The sequence below is a fragment of the Rouxiella sp. T17 genome (assembly GCF_036663475.1).
Lineage (GTDB): Bacteria > Pseudomonadota > Gammaproteobacteria > Enterobacterales > Enterobacteriaceae > Rouxiella.
Genome location: NZ_JAWUEA010000040.1, coordinates 236984 through 257984 on the forward strand (window position 1 = coordinate 236984; position 21001 = coordinate 257984).

Consider the following 21001-nt stretch of genomic DNA (forward strand, 5'->3'; position numbering starts at 1 on the left):
CTATGGCGCTTACTAAAGCTGAAATGTCAGAACACCTGTTTGAGAAGCTCGGGCTGAGCAAACGGGATGCCAAAGACCTGGTTGAGCTGTTCTTTGAAGAGGTACGTCGTGCTTTAGAGAATGGTGAACAAGTTAAATTGTCTGGCTTTGGCAATTTTGATCTGCGTGACAAAAACCAACGTCCGGGGCGTAACCCGAAAACTGGCGAGGACATTCCTATTACGGCGCGCCGTGTGGTGACCTTCCGTCCAGGACAGAAGTTGAAAAGCAGAGTGGAAAACGCCACTCCGAAGGAATAAGCAATACTAATAAAAAGGCCGCTTCTTGCGGCCTTTTTTTTGGGCAAAATTCAGGGCAGCAGGGCGCGAAAGTATGAGCCAAATGTGTCGTTTGAAAAGTATTCGGCAGAAATGAAAAGATATTGTTAAGGTGTTGGGATCTTCAAGAATAGTCTGATAGATTAAATTTCGTAGCAGAAAGACTGATTTAACCTAGCGTGTTTGACTTAGTAGACTTTGCTTTTTGACATTAATAAACGTGGTCAAAAATTACATTAAGCCAAATAGTGCGCCGGCGAAAAATAGACAATAAAAAAGGGACCGAAGCCCCTTTTGATATTATTCGCATGAAACGCTTTCGATTTAACAGCATCATTGGGTTTATCACCCACGTTGATAACAACAGTTCATGCGATAAAGATTCTCATTTTAAACAACTTAACTGCAATAATAGCTGTAATAACGTTAACTAATACGAGCAAGTTGTTGTACGAGAATAGTTTTAGTGGAAATTAACGGCCGTGCCAACCACCGCCGCCGCCGCCACCACCGTGACCACCGCCGCCACCTGGACCCCAGAATGGAGGGAATAAGCAGCCGCTGAGGCTACAGGCGACCAGAGCTACGGTAACAAATGCCAATATACGACGCATAATTATTCCTTTGTTTGATTAAACAGTTCGATTATAGATAAAACAAAACTTAACTGTTGTCAGACTAACGTTAAGAGATGTTAGCGCAGTTATGAAAACTGAATAATATTTACGCAAGATCCTGCTGATATATTTCAGTCAGGATACATTTGTTTTTTTATTGTAAGTAAGCTGCAAGTTAACTGAAAAACTCCTTTATTCTCATATTCAGCCAAAATTCCCCCTGCTATAAAAACTCCAGCAAAACTGTAATCGCAGAACTTTTGATTCCGCAGAGCTTCAGATTCTGCAGAAATTGGATTTTGCAGGAAGTCATAAAATATGAATTCAGCAGAATCAAAAATAATTAAGGTGAACGTTGTGAAAAAATCTCATTTGATGCTGTGTCTCGCGTTGGCCCTGCCTGCCGTCGCTCAGATTAATGTTGCGCAGGCTAATGTTTCTGTCGATTTGAACGTCCCGGGTGGATCCATTCACATTGGCGATAAGAACTCACGCGGCGACTATTGGGATGGCTATGACTGGCGTACCCCGCAGTGGTGGCGTAACCACCAGAACAAACGCATGGGCGAGCGCAATAATCGCGGCATGTATTGGCATGGCAACCGTTGGGAAGCTGCGCCGCCACCGAAACACGAGGGGGGTCGACCACATCCGCAGCCGCAACACGCGCAGCCGCACGGTGAGCCGAACCACGGCAACGACCGTCCACAGGATAAACAGGGTCCGCAGGGCAATCAGGGACACGGCCAACCCGTGCCGCCGCAGGATCAGCACCACTAACAGCGAATACCGGTGAGTTATCTCGGGCGCTAATTAATCCGGCCCGTGAAAACACCGCTAATCTGGACCGTCGCAAAGAATCGTAAAAAATTCTGCGGCGGTTTTTTTTGTCAATTTTCCGCGAAGCCTCGCAAAATTATTCAAATAGCCCGTTAACTGGTTAATATAGGAAGATAATCAGCAAGGAGTCTGTATTCTGCCTATGTCATCGCTTCCTACCTTCACGCAGCTCGAAATTCGCCAAAAGCGTCGCGACGGCCAACGGCTGTGGTTGTTGCTTGGCCTGTTGATTTGCGTGCTGGCGCTGAGCCTGTGTGCCGGTGACAGCTGGCTTTGGCCCGATCAATGGCTTACGCCCGCTGGAAAACTGTTTGTCTGGCAGATTCGTCTGCCGCGGGCGCTGGCCGTGATGCTTGTCGGTGCGGGTCTGGCGGTGAGCGGGGCGGTGATGCAATCGCTGTTTGAAAATTCGCTGGCCGAACCGGGGCTGCTGGGCGTCGCCAGCGGTGGCGGGGTCGCGCTGGTGGCCTGCGTAATGCTCGGACACGGGCTGTTACCGGTGTGGATGATGAGTCTGAGCGCTGTCGCAGGCGCGCTGGCCGTGACGTTACTACTGCTGCACTTTGCCCGCAAACGGCTGTTTGCGCACTCACGGCTGCTGCTGGTCGGCGTGGCGATTGGCATTATCTGTAGCGCCATCATGACGTGGGCGGTGTACTTTAGTTCGAGTCTGGATTTACGTCAGCTGATGTACTGGATGATGGGCGGCTTTGGCGGCATCGATTGGCGTCAGTCATGGTTAGGAATGCTGTTATTACCCGTGCTGCTGTGGCTCTGCTTTCAGGGAAAAACGCTGAATTTACTGGCGCTGGGCGTAAGTCAGGCGCAGCAGCTTGGGCTGCCGATCGCCCTGTGGCGCAATTTGCTGGTGCTGGCGATGGGCTGGATAGTTGGGATTAGCGTCGCGCTGGCGGGCGTCATCGGTTTTGTCGGGCTGGTTATTCCTCATTTATTACGGTTGATCGGCATGACCGATCAACGACGTTTGCTGCCCGCCTGTGCGCTGGCGGGGGCCGGTATATTGCTGCTGGCCGATGTCACCGCGCGCGTCGCGCTCTATTCTGCCGAGCTCCCCATCGGCGTGGTGACTTCAGTTTTAGGTGCGCCGCTGTTTATCTGGTTGCTATCACGGGCCGAAAAAGGCGATTAACGTTTCGTCTCAACGCTCACAAGAGTATTCAACTACACCATCACAACAGGATATGACTCATGAGTAATGCAATTTATGCCACCCCTCTGACGACCATCGATGGCAAATCGACCACCTTGGGCGCGTTTGAAGGCAAGGTCTTGCTGGTGGTCAACGTGGCCTCGCAGTGTGGACTGACCAAACAGTATGAAGGCTTGGAGAGTCTGTATCAGCGCTGTCACGAGCAGGGTTTTGAGGTGTTGGGTTTCCCGTGCAATGAATTCGGCGCGCAGGAGCCGGGCACGGAAGAGGAAATTCAAACCTTCTGTAGCACCCAATTTGGGGTGAAGTTTCCGTTGTTCAGCAAAATTGAAGTCAACGGCGAAGGTCGTCATCCGCTCTACAAAGCTCTTGTAAGCGCCCAGCCTGAAGCGATGAGACCGGAAGGCAGCGAATTTTATCAGCGTATGGCGAGCAAGGGACGCGAGCCGAAGCAACCCGGCAATATCCTGTGGAATTTTGAAAAATTCCTGATAGGTCGTGACGGTCAGGTCATACAGCGTTTTGCCCCTGATATGACGCCAGAAGATCCAGTTCTGGTCGAGGCGATTAATCGCGCGCTGGCCAGCTAATTAAAAATTTGTTGAGGTAGGCCGATGCTGACACTGGAGAAACTGGCCGTTGCGGGCCGTTTTCAGCCTTTTAGTGCCGAGGTTGCCGCAGGCAGTCGCGTGCATATTATCGGGCCGAACGGCGCAGGTAAAAGCAGCTTGCTGGCGAGCATTGCCGGAATGCTGCCTGCTGAAGGGCAACGTTTTATCGAGGGTCAGCCGCTGTCAGCATTTTCCGGACAGGCACTCTCCCGCTGTCGAAGCTACCTGTGTCAGCACTATTTGCCGCTTTCGGCGATGCCGGTCTATCAATATCTTTCACTGCATCAGCCGCTGGGTGTCAGCCCTGCCGAGCTTGAAAGTACTTTAACCAGACTGTGCAGCCGCCTGCACCTGCTCGACAAGCTGAGTAAAGCCATCACCCGACTTTCTGGCGGTGAATGGCAGCGCGTGCGTTTGGTCGCGGCATTATTACAGGTGTGGCCGACAATTAATCCGCAGGGCCGTATTCTTCTGCTCGACGAACCGGCAAACAGTCTGGACATTGCCCATCAGCAGGCGACCGACCTGCTGGTTGCAGAATTTTGTGCAGCAGGAGGCGTCGCGATTATCAGCGATCACGACCTAAATCATACCTTGCACCACGCCTCACAGGTTTGGCTAATGGCAGAAGGTGCATTTATCAAAACGGGCACGCCGAATGAGGTTTTACAACCAGCCACCTTGCAGCCGGTTTACGGCGTTAATTTTGAGCAGCATCGGGTTGCTGGAAAATCGTGGCTGATGACAGTCTAAATATATCTTCAACATCTTTAAGATAATCTTTACGTTTCTTTTTTAGTAGGAAGTTCACTCTCTTTATAAATAATCAGAAAAAGCGTATTTATATTAAACGGTGAATTAACAGAATCAAAAAAACGAGATGCAAACCTTAATAAACTGAGCGTAAAACTGCTCGAAAAAAGAAGGTTTATCAGTTTGTTGTTTTCATGTTATTGATTTTATTGGTTAAAATATTAAGCCCTCGGGCTTGGTTCGGCACGATGCTGTCTTAAGGTTAAATTAAGCTTAAACGAAAATAATCCTCCTGTTATTAACGACTGCCGTTTACTTACTGTTAATTAATTAGACGTTACAGTCTTATTAATAACGGCATTACCGGTCCAGCTTATATTCGTTGATTGTTAACTGTAATGCGTCAACGAATCTTCGTTAATTGTTGTTTGTTAACTTTTAATTGTTAGTTGTTAACTCATAATTGTTAACCCGTAATTGTTGGTTGTTAACTCATAACTGCTAACTACAGGATAAGCATCATGGAAAATTTTTTGCCTTTTTCACGTCCATCGATGGGAGAAGATGAGATCTCTGCCGTCGAGCAGGTATTACGCAGCGGATGGATTACCACTGGCCCGCAAACTCATCAGCTTGAACAAGACTTTTGTGAGCGTTTCGGCTGTAAACATGCCATCGCAGTGAGTTCAGCAACGGGCGGCATGCACCTGACACTGCTGGCGCTGGGTATCGGGCCGGGTGACGAGGTCATTACGCCTTCGCAAACCTGGGTATCGACGCTCAACATGATTGTGCTGTTAGGCGCTGAACCGGTGATGATTGACGTCGATCCGCATACGCTCATGGTCCGCCCCGAGCAGGTTGCCGCCGCCATTACGCCAAAAACCAAAGCCATTATTCCCGTGCATTACGCCGGCGCGCCGCTGGATCTCGACCCGCTTTATCAGCTGGCTGAGCAGCATAACATTGCAATAGTTGAAGACGCGGCGCACGCGGCGGGCAGTCAATATCACGGCCGCTGGATTGGCGCGCAGGGCACGGCTATCTTTTCGTTTCATGCCATCAAAAATATGACCTGCGCAGAAGGCGGTATTGTCGCCACTGATAACGACGCCTTGGCGGCCAGTGTCAGAATGTTGAAATTCCACGGTTTAGCGGTCGATGCGTTTGATCGCCAGCAACAGGGCCGCCGCGCACAGGCCGAAGTTATTCAACCAGGTTACAAATACAACCTTTCAGATATTCATGCCGCGATCGCCGTAGTGCAGCTCAAACGTTTAACAGAAATGAATACCCGACGAAAAGAGCTGGCCCAACGCTATTTGAAGAGACTAGAAGGCACGCCATTTTTACCGTTGCAACGCCCTGATTATGAACATTTGCACAGCTGGCATCTCTTTATGATCCGCGTTGACGAAGCCAGTTGCGGCATCACTCGAGACGCGCTGATGGAGGCGCTGAAAGAGCAGGGGATCGGCACCGGCCTGCATTTTCGCGCAGCGCATACCCAAAAATATTACCGCGATCGCTATCCTGCGCTGAGCCTGCCGCACAGCGAATGGAACAGCGCGCGTCTGTGCAGTTTGCCGCTGTTTCCTGACATGCAGGAAGGCGATGTCGACCGCGTCACGGGCGTACTGTTATCCCTGCTCGAGAAATCAATGTTTGAGAAATCAGAGCTTGAGAAAGCAATGTTAGAAAAATCCCTGCCGGAGACGTCTCGTGTTGAAGTTTGATGAAATCAAGAAAGTCTCGGTCGTTATTCCCGTATTTAACGAGGAAGCGAGTTTACCTGCGCTGCTGACTCGCACCCTTTCGGCCTGCCATCAATTGACGCAGTCATTTGAAATTATCCTGATTGACGATGGCAGCACGGATAACTCGGCGCAGCTGTTGGCCGCCGCCGCTGAACAGCCTGAAAATAGCGTTATTGCCGTGCTGCTCAATCGAAATTATGGCCAGCACGCCGCCATTATGGCCGGATTCAATCAGGTTTCAGGGGATCTGATCATCACGCTGGACGCCGATTTGCAGAATCCGCCCGAAGAGATCCCGCGACTGGTGCAGAAAGCCGAAGAAGGCTATGACGTGGTCGGCAGCGTGCGCGCCCAGCGACAAGATTCGTGGTTTCGAAAGAAAGCCTCAAAAATTATTAATAAAACGATTCAACGGGCCACGGGAAAAGCTATGGGTGACTACGGCTGCATGCTGCGCGCCTATCGTCGCCACATCGTCAACGCCATGCTGGAGTGTCGCGAACGAAGCACCTTTATTCCTATCCTTGCCAACACCTTCGCGCGCCGCACGGCCGAAATTTCAGTGCTGCACGCCGAGCGCGAATTTGGTGATTCTAAATACAGCTTTATGAAGCTGGTCAATCTGATGTTTGACCTGATCACCTGTTTAACCACCACGCCATTGCGTTTGCTGAGCGTGGTCGGCAGCGTCATTGCGCTGTTCGGCTTCCTGCTGGCTTTGGCACTGATATTTATGCGGCTGATATTTGGCTCGGAATGGGCGGCCGAAGGCGTGTTCACGCTCTTTGCCGTGCTGTTTATGTTTATTGGCGCGCAGTTTGTCGGCATGGGTCTGCTCGGCGAATACATCGGGCGTATTTACACCGATGTTCGCGCGCGTCCCCGTTATTTCGTTCAAAAAGTTATCGGGGCTACGGCCAAAGATAACGTTACAGATCAGGAAAATAACTCATGAAAGCGATCGTTTTTGCCTATCACGATATTGGTTGTGTTGCTCTTGAAGCGCTGGTGGCTGCAGGTTACGAGGTGCAGGCAGTGTTCACGCACGCCGACGCACCTGATGAAAATCACTTTTTCTCATCGGTTGCCCGCCTTGGTGCCGAGCTCAACCTGCCCGTATACGCGCCGGAAGATGTCAATCATCCGCTGTGGCTCGAGCGCATTCGTCAGTTGCAGCCCGACGTTATTTTCTCCTTCTATTATCGAAATATGCTGAGCGAGGCGCTGCTGGCGCTGGCTCCCGTCGGCGGGTTTAACCTGCACGGCTCATTGCTGCCGCGCTATCGCGGACGCGCGCCGGTTAATTGGACGTTGCTTAACGGTGAGACAGAAACGGGCGTGACGCTGCATAAAATGGTCAAAAGGCCCGACGCGGGCGATATCGTCAGTCAGTTGGCTGTCGCCATTGAGCCGCAGGATACGGCGCTGATTCTGCACGGCAAGTTAAAACACGCTGCGCAAACGCTGTTGCAGAAAACGTTGCCCACTCTGTTGATGGGCGAGATTTCGCTGACGCCGCAGGACGAATCTCAGGCCAGCTATTTTGGTCGCAGAACCGCGGCCGACGGCGAAATTCATTGGCAGCAATCAGCGCAGCAAATCCACAATCTGGTGCGCGCCGTAACCGAGCCTTATCCCGGCGCGTTTAGCTATCTCGGTGAGCGTAAATTAACCGTGTGGCGCAGTCGCGTGCTTGAGATTCAACATCAAAAACGTCCGGGTACGGTGCTGTCCAGCGATCCGCTGATAGTCGCCTGTGGTGAAGGGGCGGTCGAGATTGTAACGGGCCAAAACGAGTCAGGTCTTTACGTGCAGGGCGCGCGTCTGGCGGCCGAAATGGGCATCATGCCCGACGTCTGCCTGTCTGCCAAACCCACGGCGATAACTCGACGTCGCACGCGAGTGCTTATTCTCGGGGTTAACGGTTTTATCGGTAACCATCTCAGCGAGCGTTTGTTACGCGATGATAACTATGAAATTTATGGCCTTGATATCAGCGCCGATGCAATTGGCCGCTTCATGGACAATCCGCATTTCCACTTTGTTGAGGGCGATATCAGCATTCATTCGGAATGGATTGAATATCACATCAAAAAATGTGACGTGGTGCTGCCGCTGGTCGCTATCGCCACGCCTATTGAATACACCCGCAATCCGCTACGCGTTTTCGAGCTTGATTTTGAAGAGAATCTGAAAATCGTTCGCGACTGCGTGAAGTATAAAAAGCGCATTATTTTCCCGTCCACCTCTGAAGTGTACGGCATGTGTGACGACAAAGAGTTTGATGAAGATACCTCGCGATTAATCGTCGGGCCTATCAACAAACAGCGCTGGATCTATTCGATCTCCAAGCAGCTGCTGGATCGCGTTATCTGGGCTTACGGCGCGAAAGAAGGGTTGCGCTTTACGCTGTTCAGGCCGTTTAACTGGATGGGGCCGCGTCTGGATAATCTTGATGCCGCCAGAGTGGGCAGCTCGCGCGCCATTACTCAACTGATCCTGAATCTGGTTGAAGGCTCGCCGATTAAGCTGGTAGACGGCGGCGAGCAGAAGCGCTGTTTCACTGATATCAACGATGGAATCGAAGCGCTGTTTAGAATTATTGAAAATCGCGACAACCTGTGTGACGGTCAAATCATAAATATTGGTAATCCGCACAACGAAGCGAGCATTCGCCAATTAGCCGAGATGCTGCTCGAAAGCTTTGAGGCGCATCCTCTTCGCGATCGCTTCCCGCCGTTTGCCGGCATGAAAGAGGTCGAAAGCAGCAGCTATTATGGCAAAGGTTATCAAGACGTTGAGCACCGTACGCCAAGCATTAAAAACGCCCGCAGACTGCTCGACTGGCAGCCGGAAGTCAGTATGGATAAAACGGTCGCGGCCACGCTCGACTTTTTCCTGCGATCGGTTGATTTTGACCGTTAAGGTGATGTCAGCAGTGATAAAAAGTTTGGCGAGGGAAGGATAACGCCTTGAGCACAATCAAACATGTCGGACTCAGGATCGACGTCGATACGCTGAGCGGCACCCAAAAAGGGGTGCCAGAATTATTGCGTATTCTTGAGCGCCAGCAGATTACCGCCAGCTTTTTTTTCAGCGTCGGCCCCGACAACATGGGGCGTCATCTTTGGCGGCTGCTGCGGCCCAAATTTCTATGGAAGATGCTGCGCTCAAATGCCGCGTCGCTGTATGGGCTTGATATTTTGCTGGCGGGCACGGCGTGGCCTGGCAGAGTGATTGCTAACGCCTGCGCCGGAATTATGCGGGCCGCCGCGGTTCATGGTCATGAGATCGGCCTGCACGCCTGGGATCATCAGGGTTGGCAGGCGAAAGTCGAAAAATGGAGCGACGCCGAGCTAGAACAGCAGATTAGCAAGGGGCGCGAAACGCTGGAAAGGGCGCTCGGCAGGCCGATTGACTGTTCGGCCGTGGCGGGCTGGCGTGCCGATCGGCGTGTTATTGAAACAAAAGAGCGGTTCAATTTCCGTTATAACAGCGACTGTCGAGGCGAGCGGATTTTTAGGCCGCAGCTCGTCAATGGCGAAAGCGGAACTCCGCAAATTCCCGTTACCTTACCCACCTATGACGAAGCGATCGGCAGCAAGGTTTACGTAGCCAATGATAAAACTAGCGCAGCCAATGCCAAGGTCAGTAATGCAAATTATAACGCCTATATACTTGATCTGATTGAACAACAAACAGGCACGGCGGTTTACACCATTCATGCAGAAGTAGAGGGAATGTCGCTGGCCGCGATGTTTGAAAGCTTGCTGGTGCAGGCAAAACAGCGCGGGATTCATTTTTGCCCATTGGGCAATCTGCTTCCTGATGACCTCGATTCGCTGCCATCAGGACAGGTGATTCGCGCGCCTTTTGCGGGTCGTGAAGGCTGGCTGGGTCAGCAATCAGCAGGAGGCGAATAGATGCACGCAGGATTAAAACGCGTCTACGGTTTTTGGCTGCTTCTATTTTTTGCCGTGGTGTATCTACTGCCGCTTAACTGGCGCGCTTTGTGGATGCCCGATGAAACCCGTTATGCTGAAATCAGCCGCGAGATGCTGCAACGAGGCGACTGGATTGTCCCGCATTTTCTCGGCCTGCGTTATTTCGAAAAACCGGACGCGGGTTACTGGATCAATAATCTTAGTCAGCTGCTGTTTGGCCATTCCAATTTTGCGGTTCGCTTTGGGTCAGTATTTTCGACCGCCGTCAGCGCCTTGCTGGTGTTCTGGCTGGCAAATCTGCTGTGGAGCAATCGAAAAAAAGCTTACAGCGCGACGCTAATCTATCTTTCCTGCACGCTGGTATTCAGCATCGGCACTTACAGCGTGCTGGACCCGATGCTTACGCTATGGATGACGGCCGCGATGCTGTGCAGCTATTATTGCCTGCGCGTGACGGCGGTGAAACACAAGATAATCAGCTGGATAGCTCTAGGTTTAGCCTGCGCAATGGGCTTCATGACCAAAGGGTTTCTGGCGCTGGCGCTGCCGGTGATCGCCTTGCTGCCAATCGTCTGGCGCGAAAAACGCATTAAAACGTTGTTTGGCTGGGGCCCGCTGGCGATCGTTTCCGCCTTGCTACTCAGCTTGCCGTGGGTTATCGCTATTGGCCAGCGTGAGCCCGATTTTTGGCACTACTTTTTCTGGATTGAACACATCCAGCGTTTCGCCGAAAAAAACGCTCAGCACGCTGCGCCTTTTTGGTATTACCTGCCAATTTTGTTGATCGGCACGTTACCGTGGCTGGCGTTATTGCCCGGCGCGCTGAAAGCCGGATGGCAACGCAGATCGCAACGTGGCGAGCTGTTTTTCCTGCTGGCGTGGGCCATCATGCCGCTGCTGTTTTTCAGTATCGCGCACGGAAAGCTGCCGACCTATATTCTGCCGTGTTTCGCCCCTATCGCCTTGCTGATGGCCGATTATCTCGAGCAAATCAGGCAGTCAGCTAATCAGCGGATATTGAAAATCAATGGATTAATTAATCTCCTGTTTGGATTATTCATTACTCTCGCGCTGTTATTAACCGCCTTTTTGCCGTCGCTTCAAGGCCTGCTTTATGCGCCATATGAAAAATTACCGCTGTTGCTGGCGCTGTTAAGCGGCATTGGCTGGGCATTAGCGGGCGCAGTGAGTGCTTCTGCGCCTTGTCGATGGTACTGGGCGGCGGCTTGTCCGGTGGTGCTTTCTCTGCTGGTGGGGCAAATTATTCCGCAACGGATTGTGTACTCCAAGCAGCCACAGTCTTTTATTGCGCTCAATCTTCCTGCGTTGCAGCACAGCCGTTATGTGATGACCAACAGTGTTGGGTTAGCGTCTGGCTTGGCGTGGGAACTCAAGCGTGACGACATTCTGCTTTATGACGAAAAAGGCGAGCTGGAATATGGGCTGGGCTATCCCGACGCCAAGGGCAAATTTATCAGTCGCGATGACTTTTCGCGCTGGCTGACTGAGGCGCGTAAACAAGGTGAGGTGGTGCTGTTGCTTAAGGTCGATGGCGAGAATGATGTTTCTGCCTCTTTCCCACAGGCTGACCTGGTGATTTGGGCTAATCGTTTAAGATTGTTGATATTCAAACCGCGGCCATGAGCGACTATTTAGGGCTTATCACCGCCAGCCTGCTGACCTGCGCGGGGCAATTGTGCCAGAAACGCGCGGCGCAGCAGGCTTTGACCCACAAAAAAGTGCTGCTGTGCTGGCTGCTGCTGGCGTTGCTGTTTATGGGCTGTGGCCTGTTGAGCTGGCTGCACGTGTTGCAATATCTGCCATTAAGCACCGCCTATCCGATGCTTAGCCTCAACTTCATCGTGATTGCTATCGCTTCCCGCCTCTTCTTTGACGAGCCGATCGGGCGAGGCCAATGGTTAGGCATCGCTTTTATTATGCTCGGCATCACTCTTATTGGAGTCGGATAATGAAAGGCTACGGATGGGCGAGCGGAAGTGTAGTGCTGGTCAGCGTGGCGCAACTGCTGATGAAATGGAGCATGATGCAGCTGCCTGCGAAACTGCTTTCGACCTCGCTGATTGCTATTACCTCCAGCCCCGCGTCTGCCCTGATTGCTCTGTTTGGAGGTATCGCCTGTTACGGGCTTTCAATGCTGTGCTGGTTTTTTGCTCTTCGGCGATTGCCGCTAAATCGCGCCTACAGCCTGTTAGGACTGAGTTATGCGCTGGTTTATCTGACGGCGGCTTGGGTGCCCGTTTTCAACGAGCCGTTGCACGGGCTGAAATCGTTGGGGGTCATCTTTATTATTGCTGGCATCGTGCTGATTAACCAAACCTCAACGTCCGCGACTCAAGATGATAAGGTCCAATAATCAGCGGGTGCGTTAAGAATTACTTTAGCAAAAGGCGATTTTTGTTGGACCTACGATGAAATGACGTTAGATTCTTTTAATCCTTAGATAACTGCACGTTATCCTTTGCCCGCTCCGCGTGCGAAAAGATTTTGGATGTCAGCCAGGGAAAGAGAGAAATGTTAACGCACTCAAAACGTTTGTATTCACTGTTGGCATTGCTGGCCCTCATTCTCAGCGGCTGTAGCAGCCACGCGCCGCCGCCGAGTGGCAATCTGGCCGATTCCGTCGCCGTAGTGGCGCAGCTTAACGATCAGTTGGGCCAGTGGCACGGCACGCCTTATCGCTACGGCGGTTTGGGTCGCGGCGGAATCGACTGTTCGGGCTTCGTATTCAGAACCTTCCGCGACCGTTTTGGCGTCGTACTTCCTCGTAGCACGGCCGCACAAACCAAAATCGGCACCAAAGTCTCCCGTAAAGAGTTGTTGCCCGGCGATTTGGTCTTCTTCAAGACCGGTGCCGGAGAGAACGGGCTTCACGTTGGCATTTACGATACCGATGACGAGTTTATCCACGCCTCGACCAGTCAGGGCGTCATCCGTTCGTCGCTAGATAACGTCTACTGGCGCAAGGCGTATTGGCAGGCGCGACGGATTTAATCGGTTCAAGCATCACACTTCAGGACAACACATTATGGCCGCTCTACGTCTCCTCCTCTCCGATTCATATGACCCGTGGTTTAATCTGGCGGTGGAAGACTGTATCTTCCGCCAAATGACCAGCCAGCGCGTGCTGTTCTTGTGGCGTAATGCCGAAACCGTGGTTTTGGTTTAGTATAGACACATGATAACTATTCTTAATTAGGTGCTATATGTTGAAGCGTCGCCCCCATGTGTATACTCGAATCTCCAAAACAAATCAGATTGAAGGTGCCGGTTTAACGGACCAAACCTCCCGAATTGAAGAGTACTTAAAAGTTAAAAGTCATCTCTTTGAAGGGGAGGTACAGTACTGGCAGGATGTAGGTTTATCTGCTTGGAAGAATAAGAACATACTTGATGGTCAGCTTGCCGAATTCATCATAAAGGTGAAAGCAGGGGAGATTGGTGAGGATGATGCACTAATCATCTATTCGCTTGACCGACTCAGTAGGCGATCATCTTGGGATGAAACAACCATACAAATGCTCGTATCGCACGGTGTTGAAATCCATGATGTATCAACGCCTGTAGTACTGAACAAGAATGATTCCATGTCTAAAATCATCATGGAATTAATCATTACCCGTGGCAATAACGAAAGTAAAATTAAATCAGAACGATCAATAGCAGGGTGGAGTAAACGTCTTCAAGAAACAGTCGAAACTGGTACTATATTCACAAAAAAGCTGCCTCGATGGCTCACAGCCAATAATGACGAATACAAAGTACTGGAGCATGAAGCAGAAATTATTAAACGCATTTTCCGTGAATACATTAATGGTATGACTTCTCCTATGATTGCACGCCGTCTAAATGAGGAAGGTATCAAAAGTACTGGTACTTCCTTATGGCGGCCAAACACGGTTACTAAACTGATAAAGGATGAACGCCTCAGAGGTAATCTAGTTAGAGAGAAGATAACATTGATACCCAATGTATTCCCGAAGGTAATTGATGATGAATTATTTGTATTAGCTAATCGCATATTGAGTACTAATGCTATTGGTAAGAAAGGTAGACCAAGAGAAAACAATCAAACTCGAGAAGTTAATAATATTATTACTGGCTTTGTGCGTTGTGGGAAGTGCGGATCTAGGGTAACCACAAGTACCAACGGCCGCGGGGTGAAGTACATCAAATGTCTTTCACGTTTGAACTTCCAGATATGTGGTCAGAAAAGTATTAAGCTTTTTGAGGTTGAAAAGATAGTTATCAATCACGTAAAGCAAGTGGATATGGCTAAAGTACTTTCATTGGATATCGATACTTCTGATGAAGCTAATTTAATATCTGAACTTTTAGTACTTCAAAGTGAAGAGCAAGAATGTATTGACCAGATTGAGGCGAGAAAACAATCTAAGCAGCGGGTATCATTACCTCTTGCAAATGCTCTCACTGATATTCAGGATCGTATTGAAGTAGTACAGGAAGAATTATCTCAACTTAAAGTTACTGAACCGCTGCCTGATATACAAATGATAGAAGTTGAACAACTAATGGACGCGAGTAATGTACCGCTACGTATGAGCCTTCGAAAGTTCCTTGTGCAAGTACTTGACGTTATTACTTTTAATTACATAGGTAAGGACTGCTTAATTGAACTTAAGTACAAAAATGATGTTTATAGACACGTAATCATAATAAATAAAGACTTTGAAGTACTTAATGAGATATCGATAGTAAATGAAAGTGATGTAATTACTTATGCAACTGAATCATTTGCTGTAAGGGAGCATGTATTAGACCAACTTTGCAGATTTGAATTTAACCCCTACAAAGAGTATAGCACTAATGATTATTATCTTTTGTTAAATTACATTGGTGGGTTAAAGAACAAACAGTGGGTAGTGGATTTCCTCGGTAGTAATGAGCATCTGAAAATAATGAACAGTTAGTTAAAAGTACTAAATTGTAACCTTCATGATTTATAGTGCTTGAAAGTACTGCATTATAGCGGTACTTTTTTATTTTATGATAAATAGAATAGTAATTGACATTCTATTATCCTCCATTAAAGAATATGAAACAGAAGTGTTTTATGCGTTATACTAAGTAGTAAGAAATAAATTCTCCTTGAAATAACCCCGCCATAAAAAAGCGGGTGTTTTTTCATGCCTATAATTCAATATATTGTAATACAGAAGGATGTACCATGAGTAAAAAGAAGGAAATCAAGGAAGCGACGATATGCGTAAGATTATCAGAAAGACAATCAGAATATGTCGAAGAGTTAAAAGTGAAATTGAATCTAAAATCTAAATCAGCAGCAATTCAGTACTTGTTGAATGAACATCAAATCAAAAGTATCTAACCAAAAAAATGCCTGCAAGGATGTAGGCGTAAAAATTAAAAAGGAATTTAATAATGTCTAATATTTATAATTATATTGATGAAGGATGTGGTAGTGGAAAAACTCATTGGTTAATTAATGAAATAAATGCAACAAAAGAAAGGTACATCATAGTACAAACTAAATTAGATTTATTAGTGCAAACTTTCAAGGAAATACCAAGCGGTAAAATTATTGACTCAAATGATTTTGATGAAAAAAATGTTGAGATGAGTATAGTTGAATTTTTAAAATTTCCAAATGCTAGGGTTTTGGGAATAACACATAAATCATTTGCAAAAATTGATCCTAATCTGCTTTTAAATTGGGATATTTACTTAGATGACATCGTTAGTTTTCATGACTACAATGCATTTAATGAAAGTGATCCAAAAGTAAAAGCAATACTAGAAAATGATATCTTTACAAATTTTAATAAAACATTAGCTAGCGAAAAGTACTTGTTAGCAAATAAAAAACAAAAAATAAAAGGGGATTTCCTTATAGAGATTTCGAAGAAATTTGATGTTATTCAAAGTAATGATTACTTTGCATTAAATGCATCATATTTCTCAAAATTAGAAAATAAAGATTACAACCCTGAGATAACACAATTAACTACATTAGCTTGGACGAATATTAATAAGTACTCAAAGTGCAAGTTAACTTTTATGGCAAATAATTTTAAACAAAGCTTGTTATATCTATCTAACCCAAGCCTTTTTACACATAAGGAAATCCCTGTTCGGGCACGGAAAATACCAGTATCTGAAAGACTGAAAGTAAAGTACTTCTGTAAAAGTTTTTCATTAACTAAGAATTACCGAACATCATTTGCAGAGGATTTTAGCAGGGTAGTTAACTATATTAATAAGGAACTAAAAGGAATTGAGTATTATTACACAAAAAATTCGAAGGAAAGATTTGAGCTAAATGGTCTTAAAGTACCATTCATAACAAGGGGGATGAATAATTTGCAAAAGTATAATACTGCTGTATGGCTGTCGAGTGCACATCCTGCTCCAGTAGAAGAGAAAATGGTCGAGTTATTCTTAAACATAACTAGTAAACAAATTGTTCAGTGCAGAGAGTACGAAGCATTGGAGCAATTCGTTCAACGTGGAGTACTGAGGGATTTTGATAGTGATGAAATCATGACTGTATATGTATTCGATGAAAAACAGGCAATGAGCTTGTGTAGTAAGGGAGGAGATATTGAGTACATTGATATTGGATTGGATGATAATGAAGGTGAAAAGCCTAAGAAATCTGGTGGACAGGTAAAAGAATCTTTGATTGATGTACCAAAAAAATTGCAAGATGCTTTCAGTCAATGGAAGAAAAGTAATAAAGAGAAAAGTGATTTATTAGTACGTTATGAAAAGTGGAAAACAAAACAGCTTGAAGCGTATAAAAAACTTGGAAATAAAGATTTCGAGAATTTTGATAAGCAGATATACAAATAATCAAATTCACCATCATAGAAAGGTGTAATCCAAATGGGAAAAAAATCAGATTTGTACCTTATAGTATATAGGTCTTACTCTGATCTTTTTATAGAAATTAAAAAGAAGAAAATAGAAAAAGAAAACCCATTTCTTGAGGAACGAAAAGAAAAGGGTTTTTCCGAGTAAGTACGAGGTACGAGTACTTGCCTCGTTAAATAATTGATATACATAATTGATAATAAGAAGCCGGTATCACTACGTTCCTACCGACTTGTTGCATTTGATTGTTTACTTCGTTCGTACCTCACTACATAAACAATCAAATGCATTCCTTTTTCCTTTAAATTTTTTCGGTATTAAAACCTTCTAAATGAAATGCAATACAAAAATTAATTTTACTTGGTTTAATACATTACGGCGAAGCCAACCCGATCCCTCATCATCCCCTTATGATAGTGAATTTGACAAATAACGCCCTAATTTTTATTAATTGGATAGCTAACACATGTATGTCCGCTACTGAACAAATTCATTTGATTACCTTCTAAGCGAACAAAAGGGAAAGTTGCATAGTCCATATTTGATTGGATCATGTTGAAATGTAAATTCTTATCTTGCATTTCCAACTTTGAAGCATGTACAGGATGTGTGCCTTGTTTGGCAAGCGTAATCAAAAAGGCTATGGGGAAAAAATGTAGAACTGCACAGAAACAATGATGACCGTTATTATAAAAATTTATATTCTGAGCTGAAATATGCATTCTAAAAGGGTAGAACCAATAATAAATGTCGTGAGTATCTTCTAATGTTCCCCTAATTCCGAGGACAAATTCTCTGAGAGGAGTATAAAATTCAGAATGGCTGGGTTTTTTTTCACAGTCTCGAGCAGAAGTAGCTGACAGTACGTGGCTTATCATGGCCCTCGCAAAATTTAATGAATCAACCTCAACCCTAATAGTGTTGTACATAAAATGCTCACCAGAAAGGTACCTAAGTAGCTTTGCCCTAAATTGGCTTGTAACAGACGCAATGGAGTTGTCATTAATTCCGTTATTGCACTTTTCACATACAGTTTGAAAGTAAGATCCGGTTTTAGCATTTAACGGTTTGATTTTCTCTTTAGGACTGTAAAACTCACTCACAGATTTTTGAAGCATAGGTTCAAGCACGATAGCACATGAAGGTGGTACATGATCTTTAGATAACCGCCCCTGAGTACCACATATCACACAGTAGCCATAACCTTTTCCAACATGCTCTATTCGTTCACTTATGTACTTCATGCAAGCATTCCCCTTAAAATCTGAGTCAAAATGTAGTAGCTAATTAGTACTATAACTCAGTAAACAATAATTTCGAGTGTGGTGATGTACGACAAACTAATCTCCTTTATTGTGTTTTAACAACAGTAAATTTCTGCTACAGCAATGCAGAGTTGGCATCTAGTACCACAGTCACTAGCATTTAAGTACTCAAAGTAACTAACCAAGCATTACCGGTGCAAGTACTTATACCTAAAACAAAAGAACTAAGTACTTTAAGATATGATAAAGAATCGAATGGTTATCTAATAGTACTAATACTCTTAAAGTGTAAAAGTTATAAAGGTAATTACCATGCACTCTGGGTAATAGTATTTTATGGTATAGGTACTATTAAGGTTTTTAATTTTTATATATAAGTTTAAAAGTTTGATAATTAGTTTATTGTCTTCTTGGCTTTTTGAGAAAATAAAATTGACAGATGAGTTTTTGGTTATTACTATGCAATTCATCGGGGCTGCTTAATGCCTTGTAAGAAATAAAATTCATATCTCCTGAGGTTAGTAATGAATCAAGTTAATATTTTTTTGACGCAAAGTGCATTAGATGAGTTATTTAAAGAAGCTAAGAAGTGCAATGTGAATGGGTATCCATGCATGACGGAAATAAAAGGAATAGAATACACTGTAATGTTTAAAGAAATTGATGGAAATAAAACTATAACACTTACAAAAAAAAACCAACCAACGGAAGAAAGAGTTTTTGAAAAATCAGACAGCAAATGGGAAGAGATTCCTCTTTTACTAAGCTAAACATGAGCAGTATCGATCAACTGAAATAAAAAGTATTAATTAATGCTAATTAACCCATCGCTAATTTTGAATAAAGGACACCCAATGAAAACTTCAATGAAAGTTTTTGCTAATTTGTTTAAACATGTTTTCATCACTGATTATACCATTGATATGATTGAAATCGAATTGTCAAATGCAACAAAGCAGCACGGTCAAATTATAATCGATAAAGATACAGATTTTGAACCATATCTTAATGCGTTTATTGAGACTTGTAAGGTAAAAGGTCTACAAACCTATGTGCCACAATCAATCAATACAGATAGTTTCTCAATTGCATTATCTACTAGTAATGACATAACATTCCAAGCTAACGGCCAATGGTATGTTTATAACACTAGTTTTTGTCCATGTTGCCCACATGACGAAGTGATTAAGGTCGTTTGCAAAACTTCATAGGTTGAACAAAATTAAATAATGAAGCTTAGTTATGCTTGTGGTTCCTAACCTATTAAATTGATAAGAGGGAGCTTGAATAACTCCCTTTTAATTTTATAATGTATCTAACCACACTGTTTTCTTTAATCGTGCAATATTGTTAGATGCGAAGCTTTTGTAATTTGAAGGGTTGATATTAATTTTTATTTTATCAACTTCATTTGCAAAAGACTTGGTTTCATCAATCAACCACGTCAATATTGTTGCGAAATGTTTATCTGTTGCTAATGAGTTTTGATAAACTTGGTTGAGAGCTGTATGTGAAAAAACTCTTTTGTCATCAGCGTTTTCATCTATAACAGATAAATTAAATAATCTTGTACTAAGCTCGTTGTGCTTTTCATTATATTTGCAACATAACTCATACCATTCTGCATCTTTATCATCATAATGAAGTGAGAATAAATTAGTTATCGATTCCATTTCGTTAAGATATAAATTGCATTCAGCTATTTCATTTGTCAATTGTCTATAATATTGATTAAAAACGTTTTCAGATTTGGATAAGATGGCATTTGTGGTTGAACTGTTATGCTTAATGATAGTTATTGAGGAGTCTGAAACTATATCGGATAAATTCTTTAAATATAACTCTTTTGTATCAAGGTGGAATTTATACCAATTCGATGTGGTTGTGTTTGTTGCTTTCCTAAAACCCGCTGAATAACAGTACATGCAAAGTTTAATAACAATAACTACTAAAGCTGAGATATACCAAAAATTTAAATACATAAAGTCTCCATTGTTAATACAATTGCATGGTATTCATTGAAAGCATTCGATAGCTAACAACATCATCTACTTTATAATTTTCTTGGAAAAAATTCCTCAATCCGGTACCTCCCATAATTCTTGGTGCTTTAGTTCTGTTCGCAGTTCGATTGATAATTGCTGTGAGAATAACTGACCCATCATGATTAACGATAGTAAGTTTATCCCCATCATAAGAAAACTCCTCAGAAGACGCCACTGATACATTGAAAAAACCCCGTTTCCAGTAGGTAGGTGCCATATTGAAGGTATAATCTTTTGATTCCAAAATCACCATTTCCTCTGAAACTTCATCGCTTAAAATTTCACTTTCATCATCAATAATGCTTTTCGTACTCAAAATGTTATCGCCCCCTGTAATACGAGTACTACCATTCCATTCAGGATTGATGATCTTTATCATGCTATCTTCGAGACCGGCTGCTAAATTTAGATGAAACTGACCGTAATGCATTAGCCCATTATCGGGAAGTACTAAAATGTCTACCCCCATGCTTTGTAATAATGCATCTCTAATATTTGCATTATTTTTGATGTTAGTTGATTGGGTCGCACCTGGCCTTTTGTAATGATACATACGCTTCTTGAGCAATCTTGTAGTTTTACCGATGTACTTCACTTCACCATCACATACAAAGGCATAAAGATTATTACATCCATCTGTAAATGATTCGGTCATAACGTAGTGCAACTGATCATCCTGAAGTTCCCAGTACCCAATTTTAATAAAACCTATTTTTAACAATCTATCCATATTAAGTCGTACTCAAGCGAGTGATTTTCTCCAATATGGCTCAAGTTACATTGAGTCACAACTGTAATTAAAGACTTAAAG

21 protein-coding genes and 2 pseudogenes are annotated in these 21001 nt (G+C 44.9%); 19 read left to right on the plus strand and 4 right to left on the minus strand.

Annotation, left to right across the window (positions count from 1 at the left end):
• Positions 1-2: 2 nt before the first annotated feature.
• Positions 3-299 (plus strand): integration host factor subunit alpha, encoded by a 297-nt coding sequence (gene ihfA / locus SC206_RS18885; RefSeq protein ID WP_004717732.1) that lies wholly within the window; start codon positions 3-5, stop codon positions 297-299.
• Positions 300-790: 491 nt separating this feature from the next.
• Here ihfA and SC206_RS18890 read toward each other — a convergent pair whose 3' ends face one another.
• Positions 791-931: a hypothetical protein gene (locus SC206_RS18890; protein WP_332739688.1), complete on the minus strand. Its 141-nt coding sequence runs from the start codon at positions 929-931 to the stop codon at positions 791-793.
• 360 nt (positions 932-1291) lie between these two features.
• On the opposite strand from SC206_RS18890, the gene SC206_RS18895 reads away from it, so the two are divergent.
• The 16 genes and pseudogenes from SC206_RS18895 (at position 1292) to SC206_RS18970 (ending at position 16859) form a co-directional block, all read left to right on the plus strand.
• Entirely contained in the window at positions 1292-1714 is a 423-nt protein-coding gene (locus SC206_RS18895; protein WP_332739690.1) for a DUF2502 domain-containing protein, read from the plus strand.
• Positions 1715-1916: 202 nt separating this feature from the next.
• A complete protein-coding gene (btuC, locus tag SC206_RS18900; protein WP_332739692.1) occupies positions 1917-2924 on the plus strand; it encodes a vitamin B12 ABC transporter permease BtuC in 1008 nt (335 codons plus the stop codon).
• Positions 2925-2983: 59 nt separating this feature from the next.
• Entirely contained in the window at positions 2984-3535 is a 552-nt protein-coding gene (locus SC206_RS18905) for a glutathione peroxidase (protein WP_332739694.1), read from the plus strand.
• Positions 3536-3559: 24 nt separating this feature from the next.
• Positions 3560-4309, plus strand: coding sequence for a vitamin B12 ABC transporter ATP-binding protein BtuD (gene btuD, locus SC206_RS18910; protein ID WP_332739696.1), 750 nt, complete (start codon positions 3560-3562; stop codon positions 4307-4309).
• Positions 4310-4830: 521 nt separating this feature from the next.
• Positions 4831-5964 (plus strand): annotated as a pseudogene (arnB, locus tag SC206_RS18915) (UDP-4-amino-4-deoxy-L-arabinose aminotransferase); the annotation flags it as partial.
• 70 nt (positions 5965-6034) lie between these two features.
• Positions 6035-7021: an undecaprenyl-phosphate 4-deoxy-4-formamido-L-arabinose transferase gene (gene arnC / locus SC206_RS18920; protein ID WP_442976140.1), complete on the plus strand. Its 987-nt coding sequence runs from the start codon at positions 6035-6037 to the stop codon at positions 7019-7021.
• Positions 7018-8991, plus strand: coding sequence for a bifunctional UDP-4-amino-4-deoxy-L-arabinose formyltransferase/UDP-glucuronic acid oxidase ArnA (arnA, locus tag SC206_RS18925; protein WP_332739700.1), 1974 nt, complete (start codon positions 7018-7020; stop codon positions 8989-8991). Before arnC ends, arnA begins: the two co-directional genes overlap by 4 nt.
• Before the next feature lie 56 nt (positions 8992-9047).
• Positions 9048-9989 carry a 4-deoxy-4-formamido-L-arabinose-phosphoundecaprenol deformylase gene (gene arnD / locus SC206_RS18930; protein ID WP_332739855.1) on the plus strand — a complete coding sequence of 314 codons (942 nt, stop codon included), beginning with the start codon at positions 9048-9050 and terminating at the stop codon, positions 9987-9989.
• Entirely contained in the window at positions 9990-11654 is a 1665-nt protein-coding gene (gene arnT, locus SC206_RS18935) for a lipid IV(A) 4-amino-4-deoxy-L-arabinosyltransferase (protein ID WP_332739702.1), read from the plus strand. It begins immediately after the preceding gene.
• Positions 11651-11980, plus strand: coding sequence for a 4-amino-4-deoxy-L-arabinose-phosphoundecaprenol flippase subunit ArnE (gene arnE / locus SC206_RS18940; protein ID WP_332739704.1), 330 nt, complete (start codon positions 11651-11653; stop codon positions 11978-11980). The genes arnT and arnE overlap by 4 nt, the downstream gene beginning before the upstream one ends.
• Entirely contained in the window at positions 11980-12384 is a 405-nt protein-coding gene (gene arnF / locus SC206_RS18945; RefSeq protein ID WP_332739706.1) for a 4-amino-4-deoxy-L-arabinose-phosphoundecaprenol flippase subunit ArnF, read from the plus strand. The genes arnE and arnF overlap by 1 nt, the downstream gene beginning before the upstream one ends.
• 158 nt (positions 12385-12542) lie before the next feature.
• Complete coding sequence (locus SC206_RS18950; RefSeq protein ID WP_332739708.1) at positions 12543-13022, plus strand: NlpC/P60 family protein; 480 nt, start codon at positions 12543-12545, stop codon at positions 13020-13022.
• A 34-nt stretch (positions 13023-13056) separates the two neighbouring features.
• A pseudogene (gene lplA / locus SC206_RS18955) lies at positions 13057-13191 on the plus strand (lipoate--protein ligase LplA); the annotation flags it as partial.
• Between the two features lie 43 nt (positions 13192-13234).
• A complete protein-coding gene (locus SC206_RS18960; protein WP_332739710.1) occupies positions 13235-14959 on the plus strand; it encodes a recombinase family protein in 1725 nt (574 codons plus the stop codon).
• 257 nt (positions 14960-15216) lie between these two features.
• On the plus strand, positions 15217-15375 hold the full coding sequence (locus SC206_RS18965) for a hypothetical protein (protein ID WP_332739712.1): 159 nt from the start codon (positions 15217-15219) through the stop codon (positions 15373-15375).
• 53 nt (positions 15376-15428) lie between these two features.
• Complete coding sequence (locus SC206_RS18970) at positions 15429-16859, plus strand: hypothetical protein (protein ID WP_332739714.1); 1431 nt, start codon at positions 15429-15431, stop codon at positions 16857-16859.
• A gap of 458 nt (positions 16860-17317) precedes the next feature.
• On the opposite strand, the gene SC206_RS18975 is transcribed toward SC206_RS18970, so the two are convergent.
• Positions 17318-18124 carry a chaperonin gene (locus tag SC206_RS18975; protein WP_332739716.1) on the minus strand — a complete coding sequence of 269 codons (807 nt, stop codon included), beginning with the start codon at positions 18122-18124 and terminating at the stop codon, positions 17318-17320.
• Positions 18125-18669: 545 nt separating this feature from the next.
• Here SC206_RS18975 and SC206_RS18980 point away from each other — a divergent pair.
• Complete coding sequence (locus SC206_RS18980) at positions 18670-18915, plus strand: hypothetical protein (protein ID WP_332739718.1); 246 nt, start codon at positions 18670-18672, stop codon at positions 18913-18915.
• 84 nt (positions 18916-18999) lie between these two features.
• Complete coding sequence (locus SC206_RS18985) at positions 19000-19356, plus strand: hypothetical protein (protein WP_332739719.1); 357 nt, start codon at positions 19000-19002, stop codon at positions 19354-19356.
• Positions 19357-19449: 93 nt separating this feature from the next.
• On the opposite strand, the gene SC206_RS18990 is transcribed toward SC206_RS18985, so the two are convergent.
• Positions 19450-20127, minus strand: coding sequence for a hypothetical protein (locus tag SC206_RS18990; RefSeq protein WP_332739720.1), 678 nt, complete (start codon positions 20125-20127; stop codon positions 19450-19452).
• Between the two features lie 13 nt (positions 20128-20140).
• A complete protein-coding gene (locus SC206_RS18995; protein WP_332739721.1) occupies positions 20141-20920 on the minus strand; it encodes a GIY-YIG nuclease family protein in 780 nt (259 codons plus the stop codon).
• Positions 20921-21001 lie beyond the last annotated feature (81 nt).